Source organism: Streptomyces europaeiscabiei (genome assembly GCF_036346855.1).
Taxonomy (GTDB): domain Bacteria; phylum Actinomycetota; class Actinomycetes; order Streptomycetales; family Streptomycetaceae; genus Streptomyces; species Streptomyces europaeiscabiei.
The window spans coordinates 10,674,628-10,693,741 of sequence record NZ_CP107841.1 but is presented as its reverse complement, the minus strand read 5'-3'; the positions used below and the strand labels follow the sequence as shown (position 1 = coordinate 10,693,741).

Here is a 19,114-nt window from a genome sequence, read left to right as displayed (position 1 = left end):
CGGCGACGATGGCGCTCCGGCAGTCCGGACATATGGGTGGCAGCCGCTGCGACATCGACGACCTTGCAAGCCGCTTCTTCGAGCCCGCCGACGCGCTGCTCCACGCCGACACTGTGGAACTGCCGCAATGCCAGCGGGACTTGTTCACCCTCGGCTCGTGACGGTCAGTCAGTACGACGGGGCAGGGCCCGCCGCGTGCGTCGCGGCGGGCCCTGCCCGGTACCGGGGTCGGTGCGTGTCAGTAGCTCGACGTGCGCCCCGTGTAGGTCCGCGCGCCGCTGTCCCACTCGCCCTTGGCGTACGAGGTCACGTTGACGTCGTTGACCATCCGGGTGTAGCAGCCCGTGGCGCCGCGCTGCACGGCGCAGGTGTACTCGCGCCCGTCGGAGTTGCGGTGGACGGTCACGAACGGGGTGAACTGGCCGTTCCCGTAGCTCGCGTCAGAGATGCGCGCCCACGCCGCCCGGCAGCTCGGGCTGTAGCGCAGCTCCACGTACGCCTGGCCTATCCGCACCCCGCCCACGGGGGACCTCGCGTCGTCCGCGCAGTAGACGTCGGGGTCCTTGCCCTCGCAGGACGCGCCGTAGCAGCCCGCGGCCGGGGCCGCATGAGCGGGGGCGGCGACGGCGGTGCCCGCCCCGGCCATCATCAGGACGGACGCGGCCGCGGCCCAGCGCCGAAGGTTCATGTTCTGTCTCCTCTTGGGGTGTTTCTGGGTCCAGGCCGACCCGGGCCCCTGCCGAACCCCGCACGACAGGGGACCCGGCGGCGGTGATGCGACGCCCCGTCAGGATGCTTTCCTGTGGGGCTGGTTCGTGCGGTGGAACGCCCGACGACCTGCGCCGTGAGGATCTACGGTGGACCTTGCGAAAACCTTGTGACGTCCGGCGCTGTGCCGACCGGTCACGGAGGTGGCGGATCGATCGGAGGACCAGTGGAAGCGCGGCGTCAACGGTGAGACTGCACTTGCTCGGCCCCCTGGAGCTGCGGGTCGGGGGGCGGGTGCGCGAGGTGGGGCAGCCGCGCCGGCGGGCTGTCCTCGCGGCGCTGGCGACCGACGCCGGGCGTCCCGTCCCCGTGGACACCCTGATCGACCGCGTGTGGGACGCCGATCCGCCGGACGGGGCCAGGTCGGTCCTGTACGCGCACATCAGCCGACTGCGACGGCTCCTGGAGGACGCCGCGGCGGCCGAGTCGGAGGGTGCCCCGCGGGACGGGGAGGGCGGAGCGCTCCGTATCGTCAGGGCCTCCGGTGGCTACGTCCTGGAAGCGGACGAGAACGCCGTCGACCTGCTGCTTTTCCGTGCGCTCGTCGCCCGGGGCCGGGTGTGCCCCACCGAGGCCGAGCGGGTGCGTGTGCTGGAGGAGGCGCTGCGGCTGTGGCGGGGTGCGCCGCTGCCGGAGCAGGCCGGGGCCTGGATCGAGCGCATGCGGACCGTGTGGACCGGCGAGCGGATCGAGGCGGCGCTCGCCTGGGCCGGGGCCCTCCTGCGCGAGGGGAGGCCGCAGGAGGTGCCCGCCCTGCTCCGCCCCCTGGCGGCCGAGCACCCCCTGTCGGAACCCTTGGCCGTCATGCTCGTCCGCGCCCTGGGCGAGGCCGGGCGGACGGCGGAGGCGGTGCACGCCTACACCGGGATCCGGCGGCAGCTGGCCGACGAACTCGGTGTACCTCCGGGACGTGAACTGCGGGCCATGTACGCGGAGTTGCTGAGCGAGAGCGACACCGGGCAGCCGTCCGCCGAACCGCGCCCCGCGCCCGCCCCGGCCGTCGCCGCCCCCGCGCCGATCCCGACCCAACTCCCCATGGACGTGCGTCCCTTCACCGGCCGTGACGAGCAACTCGCCGAACTGACAGAGCATCTGCTCGCCGGGGAGGACGTCCGCCGAACGGCGGCGGTGGCCGTCTCCGCCGTCTCCGGCACCGCGGGCGTCGGCAAGACCGCGCTGGCCGTCCACTGGGCGCACCGGATGCGGGACGCCTTTCCCGACGGGCAGCTCTACGTCGATCTGCGGGGCTACGACCCGGAGGAGCCGGTGTCCGCGGCCCAGGCGCTCGCCGGGTTCCTCACCGCGCTCGGGGTTTCCGGGCCGGAGATCCCGCTGCGGCTCGACGACCGGGCGGCGCGCTACCGGACGGCCGTCGACGGACGGCGGCTGCTCGTCCTCCTCGACAACGCGGCCTCCGCCGCCCAGGTCAGACCGCTGCTGCCGGGCGGCCCGGACTGCCGGGTGCTGATCACGAGCCGGGATGCGCTGGCGTCGCTGGTGTCGTTGCACGGAGCGCACCGGGTGGCCCTCGACGCGCTGTCCCCCGACGACGCGACGGCGCTGCTGCGCGCGCTGATCGGACCGCGCGTGGACGCCGAGCCGGCCGAGGCCGAGGCCATGGCAGAGCAGTGCGGGCGGCTGCCGCTGGCCCTGCGGGTGGCGGCCGAGCTGGTGCTGTCGCGTCCCGCCGAGCCCCTGGCCGGCCTGGTCGCCGAACTGCGGGACCGCCGACGACGGCTCGACCTGCTGGACGGCGACGGAGATCCGCGGGCCGCGGTGCGCACCGTGTTCTCCTGGTCCTACGACCGTCTCCCCGAGCTGCCCGCCAGACTGTTCCGGTTGCTGGGCCTGCATCCCGGTGCCGAGGTCGACGTCCACTCCGCCGCCGCCCTGGTCGGCGAGTCCGCAGACCGCGCCCGGCGTGCGCTCGACGTGCTGGCCGGCGCGCACCTGGTGCAGCGGACCGGTCCCGGCCGGCACGGCATGCACGACCTGCTGCGGGCCTACGCCGGGGAGCTGGCCGCCCGGCACGACCCGGCGCGGGACCGGGACGCCGCCGTGGCCCGGCTGCTGGACCATTGCCTGGCGGCGTCCGCGACGGCCATGGACCTGCTCTACCCGGCCGAACGGCATCTGCGCCCCGCCGTCGAGCTGCCGGCCGCCGGACTGCCGCCGCTGCGGACGGCCGAGGAGTGCCGCGCCTGGCTGGCCGCCGCCCAGCCGGCCCTGGTGGCGCTGTGCTCGCGGACCGAGGAGCCCGGCCCGTCCGGGCACACCGTGCGCCTTGCCACCACCCTCCACCGGCACTACGAGCGGTCCGGGCACTACGCCGACGCCCTGGCCGTCCACACCCACGCGCTGCGGGCGGCCCGCTCGGCCGGTGACGCCCGCGGCGAGGCCGACGTGCTGGTCTGTCTGGGGGCGGTACACCGGCGGCTCGGCGACTACGACAGCGCGCACCGGCACCACGACACCGCGCTCGCGCTGTGCCGGCGCGTCGGGTACCGGACCGGCGAGGCCCGGCATCTGACCAACGTCGGCGTGCTGCACGAACTGCGCGGGCAGTACCGGGAGGCCGCCGAGCACCACGAGCGGGCGGTCGGGCTGTTCCGCGCGGAGGGCGACGCGCACGGCGAGGCGGACGTGCTGAACAACCTGGGCATCGTGCACGAGTTGCTGGAGGACTACCAGGCGTCGATCGAGAAGTACCGCCGGGCACTGGAGCTCTACCGCTCGACGGGCCACCCGCTGGGCGAGGCCAGCGCGCTCGGCAACCTGGGCATCGTCGTGGCCCGGCTGGGCGACCACGCGGCCGCGGCCGGGTACTTCGAGCGCGCGCTGACCCTGTTCCGACGGCTCGGCAACACCGGCGGGGAAGGGCACGCGCTGTCCAACCTGGGCAACGCGCTGCACGGTCTCGGCCGGTACGACGAGGCGGCCGCGCACCAGCGCCGGGCCCTGGACCTCTTCCGCCGGACCGGGGAGCGCTACGGCGAGGCCGGCGCCCTCAACGGCCTGGGCGAGGCGCTGCACGGAACCGGACAGCACACCGAGGCCCTCGACGCGCACGCCTCGGCGCTGGAGGCGGCGTCGGGGATCGAGGAGCGGGAGGAACAGGCACGCGCCCACCTCGGCACGGCCCTGGTCCGGCAGGCGCTGCGGGACCCGGAGCGGGCCGCGCACCACCTCCGGGCGGCGCTGGCGCTGTACACGGCGCTCGACTCGCCCCGCGTCGACGAGGTGCGCACGGCGCTCCTGCTACTGGACACACCGGCCCGGACGGCCGAGGAGACCGGGGCGGAGGAGGAGGGCTGACGAAGGACCCCTGCCCAAGGGGCCAGAGAGGGCAACCAGCCGAACCCACCCACCCCAAACTGCCTTGCCGGCCCAGGGCATGACGTTCGGCCCGCGCATGGCTCACCCCGCCAGCACCCTGCAGCCGCCACATGGACCGCAACGGACCGCAACGGACCGCAACGGACCAGCCTCCCCTACTACAGGGAAGTCGCCGCGCCTGCGGAGACATACGACGCCCCGCCGCCCACGGGTGGGTACTACGGCCCCTCGGGCGGCCAAGGCGGGTACATCGGTCAGTCCTCCTACGGCGGGTACGGTGGTCAGTCCTCGGCCGATCCCGGCTACAGCGTGGTCGACGTGGTGCCCTGGTCCCGTTCCTGTGGACTGAGCGGGGGGGTGAGTCAGTTCGGCCGCGTGCCCTGAACGGTCCTGGGCGAGCTGGTCCCCGGTGTACTCGACCCCGGGTGGCGACACGCATCCTGTACGTGGCCCGGGCCCGGGAGGCCGGTTCCCTGCGCGACCTCCGGCGTGGTGCCCCTCCATGGCTCCGGCACGGAGGGTGAACCAGAACCGGGATTCAACCGCCGCCGGCATGACCGCCCACCCGGACGGCGCGGTCCCGAACGCGTGCGCGAAATCGTCAGAGCCCGTGCGCGATCGGGGGGAAGCCGTGGTGGGGCGGTTTCTAGCGTGGCGGTGGGTGCCTGTCGTGTTTGCGGAGCCGCCGTAGACCTCACCGCTTCATCCGCGAAGGAACCGAGGTGTGTCCATGACCGTTCGTTCCGTGACCGACCTTCAGCACGAGGTGTCCGCCGGTGTGGGCGTCGAGGCTGTGCTGGACAGGGCCGTACGAGTCGTGGGCGCCGACCGGGTCACGCGTCCCCGGGGCGTCAGCGGCGCGGAACCGGACTCCGTGCTGGGGCCGAACGCCGGGTTGTACCGGGCGCGGGACGTCTGCGGTGTGGTGCGTCCGCGTACGGCCGAGGAGGTGCGGCGGGTCGTCGAGCTGTTCGCGGACGGCAGGGCCCGCGCCCCTCTGCACGCTTTCAGCACCGGAGGCAACTGGGGCCTGGGCTCGCGTGAGCCCGCCGGGGACGGTGCGGTCGTGCTCGACCTGTCCGGCCTCGACCGGATCCGTGACATCGACGTGGCCGGGGGCTGGGCCGTTGTGGAGCCCGGGGTGAGCCAGGCCCGGCTCGCCGAACTCCTGCAGGGCACCGAGCGCATGGTGAACGTGACCGCCTCCTCCGCGCACACCAGTGTCGTCGGCAATGCCCTGGACCGTGGTGTGGGCCTGCGCCACCAGCGCACGGAGGATCTGACGGGCGTCGAGGTCGTTCTGCCGAGCGGTGAACTGATCCGGGTCGGCTGGTGGCCCGAACCCGGCCGCGCGACCCCGGTCCACGCCCACGGCCTCGGTCCCTCGCTGGTGCAGCTGTTCGTCCAGTCCGGTCTCGGGGTGGTCACCGCGGCCACGGTGCGGCTGCTGGCGAGGCCCGAGGCGCTGCGGGTGGTCCGGCTCAACTTCAGCCCCGACAAGGTGCGCTCCGCGACCGCCGAGGTGCGCCGCTGGGTGAGCCAGGGCCTGACCCGTGGCGTGGTGAAGATGTACAACGAGACCGCGGCCAGGGCCTACGCCGGCCCGGCCGGACAGTACCTGGTGCATGTGTGCGTCGACGGGACCCCGGAGGCGGTGGACGCGCTCACCGAAATCATCGTCACCGAGGCCGTCCGGTCCGCTCTGTTCAGCGCGGTGTCGGACACCGACGCCACCGACCCGGCCGCCGCGGGCCATGACGGCGCCGTACGGGTGGAGCGGGCCTACGCCGGTGACCCCGATCCGACGGACACCCTGTTCGAGGCCAAGACGGGCCGGCCCGCCGGCCGGCTCGACGAGGAGGGCGGCTTCCTGCTCTTCCTGCCACTGGTTCCCTTCACCGGCCCGGCACTTGAACGGGCGCACGAGCTGGTCGAGTGCGTGGGCAGGGAGAGCGGGATCCGCTGCGGCGTCACGCTCAACGCCCTCAACGCGGACGTCGTCGACTGTGTCGTGACGATGAGGTTCGCCCGTGACACCGAGCAGGCCGCACGCGCCCACCGGGCCCTGGACCGGCTCTATGAGCTCTTCACGGCCGAAGGGTTCCTCCCCTACCGCCTCGACATCGAGCACAGCGACTGGGCCGGCCGGCTGACCCCGGGCGTGGGGGCGCGGGCGTTCGCCCGGCGGCTGAAGGACGCCGTCGACCCCCACCGCGTCATCGCCGCCGGGCGCTACGCGTGATGAACACCGCGCACCGCCCGGGCGGCCCGTCGTACGGGCCGGGCCGGACCACAGGGGAGACACCCGAACCGCATGAGACCCGACGGACGCTGGGAGAGCAGCGCATGAGCCTGATGGACCTGCTGGACTCCGGCTGCGCAGCGCCGCAGGAAACTCCTGTCACCGCGGAGGACGTCCTGGCCCGGGCGCGGGCCCTCGCGCCGAGGCTGCGGGAGCGCTCCGAGGAGATGGAGAACATCCGGCGGTTGCCGTCCGATGTCGTCGAACTGCTGCGCGGGACCGGGGTCTTCCGTATGGCCGTGCCCAGGGCGTGGGGCGGTCCCGGACTTGATGCCGTCGAGCAGACGGAGGTCATCGAGGCCCTCGCCACGGGTGACGCCTCCGCCGCGTGGTGCGCGATGATCGGTATGGACACCCCGATCTACGCGGGCTTCCTCGGCGAGGACGTCGCGCGCCGGCTGCTGGCCGATCCCGATGCCGCCACCGCCGGTGCGATCATGCCGATGGGCCGTGCCGAGCGGGTGCCGGGCGGCTACCAGGTCACCGGGCAGTGGCATTTCGGCAGCGGCATCACCCACAGCACCTGGGTCGTCGGGGGTGTTCTCATCACGCGGAACGGCGAGTTGGAGCCCGGTCCGCCGGGCGCGCCGGGCAACTGGCGGATCATCGTGGCACCCGTGGAGGACTTCCTGGTCCAGGACACCTGGTACAGCACGGGTCTGGCAGCCTCCGGCAGCAGGGACTACCGCGCGGACGGCCTGTATGTGCCGCAGGAGTACACCTTCAGTTTCGCGGAGCCCCGCATCACCGGTGCGGCGGCCACCGCGGACGCGGTGCTGCGCAACATGCCCGGTGTGCCGCTGGGTGTGGCTCGCGCGGCGATCGACCACATCCGGCAGATGGCCGCCACCAGGATCGACCGTGCCACCGGGCTGCCGTGGTCGGACACCTACCGTGTCCAGACGGTCGTCGCCCGGGCCGAGATGGACCTGTCGGCCGCGCGGTACGCCGTCTACGGCAGCCTGCGCGAGCAGTGGGAGATCCTGGAGGCCGGTGATGTGCCGACCCGTGACGAGCAGGTCGCCACGGTGCTGGCCCGGTTGAACGCCTTCCGTACCGCCCGTTCGGTGGTGTCCGATCTGTTCGACCTGGCGGCCACCGCCGCTGTCTACCGGCCCTCCGTGCTGGACCGCTGGCTGCGCGACCTCAACACGATGTGCCAGCACGTGATCGCCCAGGAGCAGGTTCTGCAGTCCGCCGGTGCCCTGCTGCTGGGCGGCATCCCGCACAACGCCTACAGCGTGGGCGTCGTCCATGGGGGCACCGGCCGCCACCACGAAGGGTGAGCGCCCTGCTGGTGCTGTCCTGCCGCGGCGGGCAGTCGGCCGGCGGGGCGGGTTTCCGCTCCCGTCCCGGTGTCCTCGAGGTCCTGGCGCAGCCCGTCCGGCGTGGCGGGGCGGGAGTGTGTCCGGCCTGTTCCTGGGCGGGCGGGGAGTGCATGGCCGTAAGGAGGCTCTGGATGATCCCTCTTGCGGCGGATAAGGTACAGGCATGCGGGTTTGTTTTTGTGGTAGTGGGAGCGGGCTCGCCGTACGTCACAGGAAGGCCGTCCCGCCCCGGACGGCCGAGCACAGAGGGGAGGCCGCGTGGCACGGCAGGAGCGGGCGCTCAGGACACGACGAGCAATCTTGGATGCGGCCGGGGAGGTCTTCGCGGAACACGGCTACGCAGGGGCCACGATCCAGGATGTCTACAACCGGTGCGGGGTGACGAAGGGCGCCTTCTACTTCCACTTCACGTCCAAGGTGGAACTCGCCCAGGCCGTGCTGGACGAGCAGGTGAGCGGCCAGATCCAGTATCTGGTCGTACCGCCCCGCGAGCGCACGGTGCAGCTGCAGGAGGCCATGGACATCGGCCTGCTGGTGGCTCACCGGCTGACCTTCGACCGGATGCTGCAGGGCAGCATCCGGCTCGCGGTGGACCAGGTGCACGAGATCAACCGCCGGGTCCCATACCAGGCGTGGATCGAGGAGCACCTGAGGATCCTCACCGAGGCCGAGCGGCTGGGCGAACTGCTGCCGGACGTCGAGGTGAACGACGCCGCGCAGATGATCGTCGGCGCGTTCGGCGGGGTCCAGCTGATGTCGGAGGTGATGAACGACCGCAGTGATCTGGAGGAACGGATCGCGGTGCTCTACAGCGCCGTCGCCCGCTCGATCGCGACGCCTGAGACGCTGGCGCGGCTCGACACCTCCTGCGGCCGCGGCAAGCGGCTGATGGAACGCGTCCTGGAGCTGGAGGCGCAGGCCGCCGGTTGAATCCTCCCCTCCCTTCCAGGGGAGGGGATTCCTGGCTCAGGCTGCCTCCTGGAGCAGCGCTCCAGGAGGTCTTCCGCCATCGGCACCAGCCGGGTTGAGACCAGCCCGGACGAGCATGACGCGTGCGGAGTTCTTGTCCCGTGGGGACACATTTCCGCACGCGGTGCAGGTGTAGGTGCGCTCACCCAGCGGCAGACGACGCTTGGCTCTCGCATCGCAGTGCGCGCAGTCCATCGTGGTGTGCGCGGGGTGGACGAGGCGGATGTCCCGCCCGTGCTTGCGGCCCATCTCGATCAGGGCGGCCTTGGTGGCGCCGATCGCGGCGTCGGCGGCCTTGCGAGCCATGGTGGTCCTGGCCAGGAACTTCGGGCGGAAGTCCTCGACCGCGATGGCGTCGTGGTCGCGGACCACCTTCTTGGCCCACTTACGGCCGGTGTCCGCACGCTGCCTGGCGACCTTCTTGTGCGCCTTCGCCCGCAGTTTCTTCGCCTCGCGGTAGCCCTTCGATCCGGGCTTGCCCTTCTCCGGCCTGCGGCGGGCCATCATCCGGTCGTACCGGGTCAGCTGCGCCTTCGCCTTCCTGCCGCGCCCGGCGTGGGGCAGGTCGTGCGCGTCGGACGTGGTGGTCGCGGTCTCCCTCACACCCCAGTCGACGCCGAGTGCGCGGCCGGTCTCCGGCAGGGGCTGGACCTGGGCGGGGACGACGAACGAGCCGTACCAGTGCCCGAGGCTGTCCTGGTACACGCGCACCGAGGACGGCTCCGCCGGCAGTTCCCGCGACCACACCACCGTCAGGACGATGCCGCCCGCCAGATGCAGCCGGCCGTCCTTCAGCCGGAACCCGCGCCGCGTGTAGTTGAGGGTCGGCAGCGCCTCGCGCATTTTCTTGTACGTGGGCATCCCGGCCCGGCGCGTCATGGGCAGGCGCTTGTCGATGTCCTTGTGTGCCTTGGCGCGGGAGCGGCCGAAGTCGCGGACGACCTGCTGCTGGACAACCGAGGAGCCCGCACGCAGCCACGGCGTACGGGCGCGGGCCTCGGTCAGCATCCGGTCGAGCTGAGCCGGACCGCACGTGGCCTTCCCGCCGGTGACCTTGTTGCGCAGGTGTACGGCCCTGGACTTGGCGACGCACTCGTTCCACACCCAGCGGCATCGGCCCCACTCCACCACCAGCGCGGTACGGGCGGCGCACGACACGCGCAGCCGGTACGTGTAACGGGCCTGCCCGGCCTCCGCAGCCGCCGCCACCTGCGCCATCTCGCCCCCTCACGCTCCCCGGCCGGGACACCGTGCCGCCCCGAACCCCGCGAAGGACCATACGTACGACAGCCGCACAAACGCACCCCGATCCCCCAGCCACCACCCCGACCAGCGACCGCAGGAACACACGTTCGCATCCACCTCGACGATGCCGACAGCGGCACGGGCGCTCCGCGCCCCGAACCTGACGCGGCGACGCTCCGCGTCGCGACACCCGGATGCGATCCCTCCCCGGCGTGAACGCCGGGGCCTCCTCGCAAGGAACAGGTGAACGGGTTTCGCCGCGGGATGCGCCGGCCGGCGGCGGGCGCCCGCGACCACGTCCGGCCCCGGCACTCACCGCGGAGACCGGGCGGCCGGCGTGCCCGGCCGGGTGTCAGGCGGCCGGATGGAGCCCGAGCGCGGCGAGTGCCGCCCGGGTGACCTGCGCGGCGCTCCTGCCCCGGACGCCCACCGTCACGCGGGCGACCTCGCGGTAGAGCGGTGCACGCCTCACGGCCAGCTCCCGCAGCCGGGCGGCGGCGTCGCCGTTCAGCAGAGGGCGCCCCGCGACGGCGCCCCCGCGGTCCAGCACCTCCTGGACGTCGGCGTCGACGTGGACCACCGGGCCGTTTCTGAGCAGCGTGCGCGTGGCCGGGTCGATGACGGCTCCCCCGCCCAGTGCCAGGACACCGTCGTGCTCGGCGAGTGCGGCGCGGACCGCGGCCCTTTCCAGTTCGCGGAAACGCCGTTCACCGGCGGAGGCGAAGATCTCCGCGACGGACCGTCCGGTGCGGTGCTCGATGTCGTCGTCGGTGTCGCGGAAAGCGACCCCGAGCCGGTCGGCCATCAGGCGCCCGACGGTCGACTTGCCCGCCCCGGGCAGCCCCACCAGTACCGCGACGGGCCTCACGCCGGCCTGCCCCCGTGCCCGCCGGGAGCGACGGGAGCCGGGCCCGTCGGCTGCTGCGGGCCCTGATCGGTCCGGGGCCGTGGCGGGCGGTTCGCCGACGTGTCCGGGCGCCCGGCGCAGGGGCGCGGTGCCGGCCTCGGGTGCGGTGGCGACGTCGGCGCGGGGGGCCGTGCGCGGACCGTGCGGGCCGCGCTCCTCGCCGTGGGGGCGCGGCGGACGGGCGCCCGTCGGCGGGTGGGGCCCCGCCGACGGGCGGGGCGCGGTGGCGTGGGGGTGGGGGGCGGGCCGGTCGTCCGACAAGGGGGGCCTCCGGGAGGGGAGCGGTGTGCCGACGCCGGGATTGTGCGGGGCCGCGGGTGCGTGACGGCAGTGCCACCTGACACAGCAGTGGCCTCTCATCACACTTTCCGATGCCACTTGAAAACCCGCATGCGGGTTTGTTTTTCTGGGGTCGGGCTCCGCGGGGGCCCGCGTTGAAGCAGGGGCTCACCCACCACGGAGAAGCCACATGATCAAGCTTGACGACATCCGCCGGCACGCGGCCGTCCGCCCGGACGCCGACGCCGTCGTGGACGGAGCGACGCGCCTGTCCTGGGCGCGGTTCGCCGACGCGGTGGACCGGTTCGCCGCGGGTCTGGTGACCGCACTGCCCGACGTCCGCCCGGTCCGCGCGGCCTTCCTCGCCGGCCCGCGCTGGGAGCTCACGGTCGCCATGGCGGCCTGCGCCACGCTCGGCATCCCCTGCACGGGGCTGGACCCGCAGCAGGAGCCGGACCGGCTCCTGGCAGAACTCGAACTGCTCGGCCCCTGCGCGGTGTTCGTCGCCCCCGAGTACCAGCCGCAGCTGGAGCGCTGCGCGTGGCCGGGCGCGGACAGGGCGCTGCGGGTCGTCCTGGACGGCGAGAGCGGCCTCCTGGCCGACCATGCGGCCCAGGCGCCGCGAACGCGGTCCGCCTTCCCGGTGCTGCTGGGAAGCGAACCGCTGCAGCAGCTTCCCGCCCCCCTGCACCGCGAGTGGCTCACCGTCGTGCCCGGCGGGCCCCGGCCGCGCGTCGCGGTGCGCGCCGCCGCGGCCGAGGCCCGCGCGCTGATCGACCTGGTCGAGGAGTTCGGGTTCGACGCGCACGACATCCATCTCGTGGCCGCGCCGCCGTGGCAGCCGCTGGCCCTGCAGCTGACGCGGACGCTGCTCGCGGTCGGCGCCACCGTGGTGCTGGGGGCCATGCGGGATCCCGCGGCCCTGGCCGCGCAGCTCACCTGCGAAGGCGTCACCACCGCGGTGCTGGACCCCGGGGTGCTCCTCGCGCTGCTCGCCCACCCGGCCTCCGACGCCCCGGCGCACCCCCCGCGGCTGCGCTGCGTGGTGACGCCCGGCACCCACCTGGGGCGCTGGACGCTCGACGCGGCCTGGGAGCGGCTCGGCCCGGTGCTGCACCTGGTCCACAGCACACCCGAGTCCGGCCTCGTCACGATCCTCACTCCGGAGGAGTCGCAGGTCACCCGGGCGCGCAGCGGCCGGGCGGGGCTCGGCACCACCGTCGTGGTGCTCGACGACACAGGCACCGTGCTGCCCGCCGGCCGACCGGGCCGTATCGCCGTGCACGGCCACCAGGTGATGGACGGTTACCTCGACGGCGAGGACGCCTTCGTCACCCTCGACACCGGCGGAGGGCAGCAGCGCTTCCTCGTGACCGACGACCTCGGCCTCCTCGACGAGCAGGGCCGGCTCGTCCTGACCGGCCGCGGTTCGGGCGTGACGGCGGTGGCCCGCGACGGCGCCATGGACGCCGCGCTGTTCCGTCTGGAGTCGGACCTGCTGAACCTGCCCTGTCTGCGCGACACCGCCGTGGTGCGGGTCGATCTGCCCGCGCTGGGGGGCGAGGCCCTCGTCGTACCGTTCATCGCCGTCGCCGTCGGACGCGAGGTCACCGGCCATACGGCCCTGAGGACGGCCTGTGCCCGCCGGGTGCCGTCGATCCCGGCCCATGTGATCGCCGTCGACGCCATCCCCTACAGCCCGACCGGCCGGATCAGGACCGCCGAGCTGCTGGAGGCGGTGGTCCCCATCATCACCCTCAACCTCCAGCTGGAGCAGACCGTGCACCAGGAGATCTCCGCATGACCGCCACCCCGCACCTGCCCGACCTGTTCGAGGACGCCCAGGAGATGGATCCGGAGAGGGGGTTCTTCGCCCTGGAAGGGGAGCTGCTCGAACTGTCCTGCGTACGGGAGTGCGCCGTGGTCCTCACCGATCTGCCCGAACTGGGCAGTGCGGTCGTCGCGGCGTTCGTACCGCCGACGCCCCGCCAGGAGATCTCCGGACGCCGGGCCGTGCTCGCCGCCTGCCAGCGCAATCTGCCGGAGCTGTACGCGCATGCCGTGGCCGTGGACGAGGTGCCGCGCACCGCCCAGGGCGCCGTGCGCGGGAGTGAACTCCTGGACCGGGTGCTGCCCCAGATCGCCCGGGACCTGATGTCGCCGGCCGCCATGTCCGACTGACGTGCCCGGATCCGCCCGACGACGCACCCCAAAAAAAACGGGTTGGTTGGTATATTATTTGGGCGGCAACACGCCGTGCGTGTGTGAGAAAAAGGGGGCTGGTCCATGCAGTTGCAGCAGCTGCGCGCGTTCCGTGAGGTGGCGACCGAGTTGAGCATCACGCGGGCCGCCAGGAACCTCCACTACGCGCAGTCGACCGTGACCACACAGATCAAGAACCTCGAAGAAGCCGTGGGAGCCGAGCTGTTCGACCGCAGCAGGCGCCAGCTCTCCCTCACGGACGCAGGGTTACGGCTGCTGCCGCACGCCGAGCGCATCATCGACATAGCGGCGGCGGCCCGGCGCGAGATCGCCATGGTCACACGGCACGGCCACGGCCCGCGCCGTACCGCCGGCCCGCCCGCACTGCTGTGATCCGCGCGGGCAGGGGCACTGCCCGCCCCGCTGCCTGCACCGGCTCACCCGCCGCGGCCGGTCCCTTGTCAGGGGCCGGCCGTCTTCGTGCCGTTGCCGGGGCCGCCGGCACGGGTGAGGCACGCTCCCCGGCACCGCCGGGGCACAGGAGCGGGACGTCCCTCTCACCGGCGCGCGCGAGCGCGCACGTCCCGGCGTGATTCGGCAAGTCCCGGTGCGCGGCACGGCAAATGGACCGCCCGGTGCGTTCCTACAGTCGCTGTGCGTCGGACCGGCGCCGGGCACGTCCCGGCGTTCCGTGTTCGTCTCCCGCCACCGCAAGCGAGCCCTCCGCCAACCGATAGGTGACAGACACATGCCCTCTGGAATCTCGATCGGCGTCGTCGGCGGCGGTGCGGCCGCCGTCTGCCTGATCGACAACCTGGCCCGGAGCGAGGGCGACCCCGGCAGCCTCACCGTGTTCGAACCCTCGCCCCATCTGTGGCGCGGCCGCGCCTACCAGATCGACACCGAGATCCTGCGCGTGAACGCGACCCCCGACGACATGTCCGTACGGGCGGGCGACCCCGGGCACTTCGAGCGCTGGCTGCAGGCCCACGACCGCGTCACCGGCGTGGTCCGGGGCACCGACCGGCTGTCGGGAGCCCGCTTCGCGCCGCGCGCCGTCTACGGCGACTACCTGGAGGAGACCGCGTACGCGGCCCTGGGCCGGCTGCGGGGCAGGGGCTGGCGCGTCGACATCGTCGGCGAGGCCGTGAAGGCCGCCGGCCGAAGGCCCGGCCAGGTGCTCCTGGGCACCGGTCCGGGGCGGACGCGGGCCTTCGACTACGCGGTGCTGTGCGTCGGCGGCGACAGCCCCAAGGACGTCTACGGACTCACCGGCACGCCCGGCTTCATCGCAGAGCCCTACCCGCTCTCCGGCACGCTGGCGGAGCTCGGTGAGAACGACCACGTGGCCGTCATCGGCAGCGGCCTGACCGCCGTCGACATCGTCCTGTCGCTGGCCGCCCGGGGCCACCGGGGCCCCATCAGCCTGATGTCGCGGCGCGGCGTGCTGCCGGGCGTACGGCAGCGGCCCACCCCCCTCGAACTGCGCCACCTGACGCCGGTGCGGGTGAGGACCGCCGCCCGGGAACGGTCCCGGCTGACCATCGAGGACGTGGCCGCCGTACTGCGGGCGGAGTTCAGGGACGCCGGCGCGGATCTCGACGGCGTCATCGAGGAGATCATCCGCGTCGACCTGGAGGACCCGGTCGACCGGCTGCGCCGCCAGCTCGACGAGGTCGACTCGCCGCAGGTGGGCATGCGCATCCTGCAGCGCGCCGTGCCGGAGACCGGACCCGACGTATGGCCCCTGCTGCGCGAGGAGGACAAGGTCCGGGTCCTGCGCGCCCACTACCGCACCCTCATGAGCCTGTGCTGCCCCATGCCGCCCTCCAGCGCCACCGTCCTGCTCGGCCTGGTGGAGGCGGGCCGGCTGGAGATGTTCTCGGGCCTGCTCGACATCACCGCGGCCGACGGGAGCGGCTTCGACGTCCTGGCCGCCGACGGCACCGCCTTCCGCGCCGACAAGGTGATCAGCGCCGTCAACGCCTCCGAGGGGCGCATCCCCTGCGGTGCGCTGCCCCTGGTGACCTCACTGGTCAAGGCCCGCGCGGTCAGCCGCCACCCGCACGGCGGACTGCAGCTGGCCCGCGCCACCAGCCGGCTCACCAGCAACGGGCGGCCCGACCCGCGGCTGTACGGGCTCGGCAACATCGCCGCCGGAGCCCTGTTCTTCACCTTCGGCATCCCCTCCCTGGTCGACCGCAGCCAGGACATCGTCACCGCGATCCTCCAGCACTCGGCCACCGTCGACGCCGCCCGCAGCGAGGCCGAACCGGTCGCCGCCTGACGACGCGCCGGCACACCGCCCGCACCCAGCCACCCAGGAAGGACCGCCCGCGCAATGAGCCCGACCGCGACCGATCCTCGCCCCGCCTACCTGGCCGCCACCGCCACCCGGCTGCCGATTCCCGGCGAACCGCGCTTCGCCACGTACGAGGAGACCCGCCGCCACCGCAAGCAGCGGCTGGCCGCCGCCGTCAGGCTGTTCGGGAAGTACGGCTTCGCGGAAGGGATATCCGGCCACATCTCCGTACGCGACCCCGAACACCGAGACCGCTTCTGGGTCAATCCCTTCGGCGTCTCCTTCCGGCAGGTCCGCGTCGCCGACCTGATCTGCGTCGACGCCGCCGGTGACGTGGTGGCCGGCCACCACCCGGTCAACCCCAGCGCGTTCGTCATCCACTCACAGATCCACGAGCTGCACCCCGACGCCACCGCGGTCGCCCACGGCCACACCCCGCACTCCCGGGCGCTGGGCGCACTGGGCACGCTGCTCGAACCGATCGACCAGGAATCGGCGGCGTTCTACGGCCGCCAGGTGCTCTACAACCGCTACGACGGGCCTTGCGTGACACCGGCCCAGGGCCGTGACATCGCCGAGCGGCTCGGCGGCAACCGTGCCGTCCTGCTGCGCCACCACGGACTGATCACGGTGGGCGGTTCCCTGGACGAGGCCGTGCACTGGTTCCTGAGCTACGACAGCTGCGCCCAGGTGCAGCTCCTCGCCCGGGCCGCGGGCACCCCCCGCACCCTCACCCCCGAACAGGCCCTGGCCGCCCGTGAAGGCTTCGGGGACCAGGAGCTGGGCCGGTTCAGCTTCCAGCTGCTGTGGGACGAGATCGTCGCCGAGCAGCCCGACCTGCTCCAGGAGGAGCCGGGAGGCGCCGGCGCGCACGGCGGGGGCGCCGGATGATCCGCACCGCCGCGGTGGTGGGCACGGGAGTGATCGGCACCTCCATCGCGCTGGCTCTCACCCGGCACGGGGTGAGCGTGTATCTGAGCGACACCGACCGGTGCGCGGCACGCACCGCCGCGGCACTGGGCGCGGGGCTCGTCGGCACACCGCCCGCCCCGGCCGACATCGCGGTGCTGGCCGTTGCGCCGGGACGCCTGCGCCCCGTCCTCGCCGAGCAGTGCGCCCGCGGGCTCGCCCGCGGTTACACCGACGTCGCGAGCGTCAAGGCCGGGCCGGGACGAGAGGTGGCCGCCAGCGGCGTGGACCCGGCGGTGTTCATCGGCGGCCACCCCCTGGCCGAACGGGAACACTCCGGCCCGCTGGCCGCCCGCGCCGAGCTGTTCCAGGAGCGGCCCTGGGTGCTCAGCCCGTCCGCGCACACGGGCAGGGACACCCTCAACACGGCGCTGGAACTGGTGGCCCTGTGCGGCGCCACCCCCGTCCTCATGGACAGCGAGGCCCACGACCGGGCGGTCGCCGTCGTCTCCCACGCCCCGCACGTCGTCGCCGCGCTCGTCGCGGCCCGCCTGGAGCACCTGTCCGCCGACGCGGTGCGGCTGGCCGGCCGGAGCGTGCGCGAAGCCACCCGGACCGCCGACGGCGACACGCAGCTGTGGGGCGACATCCTGGAGAACAACGCTCCGGCGGTCGCGGACGTCCTGGACGAACTCGCCGAGGATCTCGCGGTCACCGTGGCGGCGCTGCGCGGCCTGGCCGCCGTCGACGCCGACGAACGCGCCCAGGGCACGACCCTGCTGGCCGACCTGCTCACCCGCGGGCTCGCCGGCCGCGACGCCATCGCGGGCACGCACGGCCCGCCCGAACGCGCCCGTGTCCCGGTCCGCGTCCTCATCGCGGACCGGCCGGGCGAGCTGGCCCGGCTGCTGGGCACCGCCTGCGAGTTCGGCATCACCGCCGAGGACCTGTCCGTCGACCACCCGCCGGGCAGGCCGGGCGGCCTGGTGGAACTGATGGTCGCGCCCGCCGCAGCGCAGGACATGGCGGGCCGGCTGGAGGACCGCGGCTGGCGCGTGCAGCGGGCGGCGGACCCGGCCGGCGTCCGCGCGCAGAGCCCGCCGCGCACCGCACGCCGTGGACCGGTCGGCGCCCGCACCGTCGCTTGACGCCCGCCCAGGCCGCCTGCCGCCCCCTCCCCCGAACCGCACGACACCCACAACACGCACGGCACGCACAACACACACGGCACGCACGGCCGTACCTCCGCGCACAGCCGTACCTCCGCGCGACGCACACGGCGCACACGGCGCGTACGTCCGTGCGACGCGCGTGCGTCCGCATCGCGGCCCGCGTCCCGCTCGCTCCCATCCGCCCGCGTACCAGAACGAAGGAAGTGCATTGCCAACTCTGCGATGGCTCACCGCCGGCGAGTCGCACGGGCCGGCCCTGACCGCCGTGCTCGAGGGACTGCCCGCGGATGTGCGGACCTCCACCGACGAGGTCGCCGACGCACTCGCCCGCCGACGCCTGGGACACGGGCGCGGTGCCCGTATGAAGTTCGAACGCGACGAGGTCGCCTTCGTCGGCGGGGTACGCCACGGCCGCACCCTCGGCAGCCCGGTCGCGGTCCGCGTGGGCAACACCGAATGGCCCAAGTGGCAGACGGTGATGGCCGCCGACCCGGTGAGCGCCGACGCCCTCTCCCGCCAGGCCCGCGGCGCCCCCCTCACCCGTCCCCGCCCCGGCCATGCCGATCTGGCCGGTATGCAGAAGTACGGGTTCGACGACGCCCGGCCGGTGCTGGAGCGGGCCAGCGCCCGCGAGACGGCCGCCCGCGTGGCGCTGGGCGCCCTCGCCCAGGCCTTCCTGGGGCAGGCCTACGGAGTCGAACTCGTCAGCCACGTCGTGGCGCTCGGCGGCCGGCACTCGCCCTCACCGGTACTGCCCGGCCCGCAGGACACCGGCCGGCTCGACGCCGACCCCGTACGCTGCTTCGACTCCGCGGCATCGGCCGCCATGGTCGCCGAGGTGGACCGGGCGCACCGGGCCGGGGACACGCTCGGCGGCATCGTCGAGGTCCTGGTGTTCGGGCTTCCGCCTGGCCTGGGATCGCATGTGCACTGGGACCGCCGGCTGGACGCGCGCCTGGCCGGTGCCCTCATGGGCATCCCGGCCATCAAGGGCGTCGAACTCGGTGAGGGCTTCGCGCTCGCCGGTGTCCCGGGCTCGCGCGCGCACGACGAGATCGTGCCCGGCGAGGGTGGCCTGCGCCGGGCCAGCGCCCGTTCCGGCGGCGTCGAGGGCGGTATCTCGACGGGCGAGCCGCTGCGGGTGCGCGCCGCCATGAAACCCATCGCCACCGTGCCCAGGGCGCTGGCCACCGTGGACGTGGCCACCGGTGACACCGCCGTGGCCCACCACCAGCGTTCCGACGTCTGCGCGGTACCGGCCGCCGCCGTGGTCGCGCAGGCGGTGACCGCGCTGGTCGTCGCGGACGCCGCGCTGGAGAAGTTCGGCGGCGACAGCGTGGCGGAGACCTCCCGCAACCACCGCACCTACCTGAGCCACCTGGCGATCAAGTGAGG

Annotated in this window: 15 protein-coding genes; 12 read left to right on the top strand and 3 right to left on the bottom strand. The window is 73.7% G+C overall.

Annotated elements, in window-relative coordinates; all coding sequences use genetic code 11:
- Nucleotides 1–8: 8 nt before the first annotated feature.
- Nucleotides 9–161 carry a hypothetical protein gene (locus tag OG858_RS46520; protein WP_328543742.1) on the top strand — a complete coding sequence of 51 codons (153 nt, stop codon included), beginning with the start codon at nt 9–11 and terminating at the stop codon, nt 159–161.
- Nucleotides 162–238: 77 nt separating this feature from the next.
- Here OG858_RS46520 and OG858_RS46515 read toward each other — a convergent pair whose 3' ends face one another.
- A complete protein-coding gene (locus OG858_RS46515; RefSeq protein ID WP_086750760.1) occupies nt 239–688 on the bottom strand; it encodes a DUF2690 domain-containing protein in 450 nt (149 codons plus the stop codon).
- Between the two features lie 266 nt (nt 689–954).
- Here OG858_RS46515 and OG858_RS46510 point away from each other — a divergent pair, with 266 nt between their 5' ends.
- The 4 genes from OG858_RS46510 to OG858_RS46495 all read left to right on the top strand — a co-directional run bounded on the left by OG858_RS46510 (nt 955) and on the right by OG858_RS46495 (nt 8,664).
- A complete protein-coding gene (locus tag OG858_RS46510; protein ID WP_328543743.1) occupies nt 955–4,083 on the top strand; it encodes an AfsR/SARP family transcriptional regulator in 3,129 nt (1,042 codons plus the stop codon).
- A 751-nt stretch (nt 4,084–4,834) separates the two neighbouring features.
- A complete protein-coding gene (locus OG858_RS46505) occupies nt 4,835–6,346 on the top strand; it encodes an FAD-binding oxidoreductase (protein ID WP_086750765.1) in 1,512 nt (503 codons plus the stop codon).
- Nucleotides 6,347–6,450: 104 nt separating this feature from the next.
- Nucleotides 6,451–7,692 (top strand): acyl-CoA dehydrogenase family protein, encoded by a 1,242-nt coding sequence (locus OG858_RS46500; protein WP_328543744.1) that lies wholly within the window; start codon nt 6,451–6,453, stop codon nt 7,690–7,692.
- A 300-nt stretch (nt 7,693–7,992) separates the two neighbouring features.
- The gene (locus tag OG858_RS46495; protein WP_086750762.1) at nt 7,993–8,664 is read left to right on the top strand and encodes a ScbR family autoregulator-binding transcription factor; all 672 of its coding nucleotides are present in this window, start codon (nt 7,993–7,995) and stop codon (nt 8,662–8,664) included.
- Nucleotides 8,665–8,700: 36 nt separating this feature from the next.
- Here OG858_RS46495 and OG858_RS46490 read toward each other — a convergent pair whose 3' ends face one another.
- Nucleotides 8,701–9,921: an RNA-guided endonuclease InsQ/TnpB family protein gene (locus tag OG858_RS46490; RefSeq protein WP_328543745.1), complete on the bottom strand. Its 1,221-nt coding sequence runs from the start codon at nt 9,919–9,921 to the stop codon at nt 8,701–8,703.
- 379 nt (nt 9,922–10,300) lie between these two features.
- Nucleotides 10,301–11,116 (bottom strand): shikimate kinase, encoded by an 816-nt coding sequence (locus OG858_RS46485; protein WP_328543746.1) that lies wholly within the window; start codon nt 11,114–11,116, stop codon nt 10,301–10,303.
- 208 nt (nt 11,117–11,324) lie between these two features.
- Between OG858_RS46485 and OG858_RS46480 the strand changes: the two genes are divergently transcribed.
- The 7 genes from OG858_RS46480 (at nt 11,325) to aroC (ending at nt 19,112) form a co-directional block, all read left to right on the top strand.
- Nucleotides 11,325–12,938, top strand: coding sequence for a class I adenylate-forming enzyme family protein (locus OG858_RS46480; RefSeq protein WP_327723087.1), 1,614 nt, complete (start codon nt 11,325–11,327; stop codon nt 12,936–12,938).
- Nucleotides 12,935–13,315, top strand: a complete 381-nt coding sequence (locus OG858_RS46475) for an AMP-binding enzyme (RefSeq protein WP_327723088.1) — start codon at nt 12,935–12,937, stop codon at nt 13,313–13,315. Before OG858_RS46480 ends, OG858_RS46475 begins: the two co-directional genes overlap by 4 nt.
- A gap of 105 nt (nt 13,316–13,420) precedes the next feature.
- Nucleotides 13,421–13,729, top strand: coding sequence for a LysR family transcriptional regulator (locus tag OG858_RS46470; protein ID WP_327723089.1), 309 nt, complete (start codon nt 13,421–13,423; stop codon nt 13,727–13,729).
- 355 nt (nt 13,730–14,084) lie between these two features.
- Entirely contained in the window at nt 14,085–15,623 is a 1,539-nt protein-coding gene (locus tag OG858_RS46465) for an FAD/NAD(P)-binding protein (protein WP_086753151.1), read from the top strand.
- Nucleotides 15,624–15,677: 54 nt separating this feature from the next.
- On the top strand, nt 15,678–16,529 hold the full coding sequence (locus tag OG858_RS46460) for a class II aldolase/adducin family protein (RefSeq protein WP_086753149.1): 852 nt from the start codon (nt 15,678–15,680) through the stop codon (nt 16,527–16,529).
- Nucleotides 16,529–17,695: a prephenate dehydrogenase gene (locus tag OG858_RS46455; RefSeq protein WP_086753159.1), complete on the top strand. Its 1,167-nt coding sequence runs from the start codon at nt 16,529–16,531 to the stop codon at nt 17,693–17,695. Before OG858_RS46460 ends, OG858_RS46455 begins: the two co-directional genes overlap by 1 nt.
- Nucleotides 17,696–17,927: 232 nt before the next feature.
- Nucleotides 17,928–19,112, top strand: coding sequence for a chorismate synthase (gene aroC / locus OG858_RS46450; RefSeq protein ID WP_319269941.1), 1,185 nt, complete (start codon nt 17,928–17,930; stop codon nt 19,110–19,112).
- The last annotated feature ends 2 nt before the right edge of the window (nt 19,113–19,114 follow it).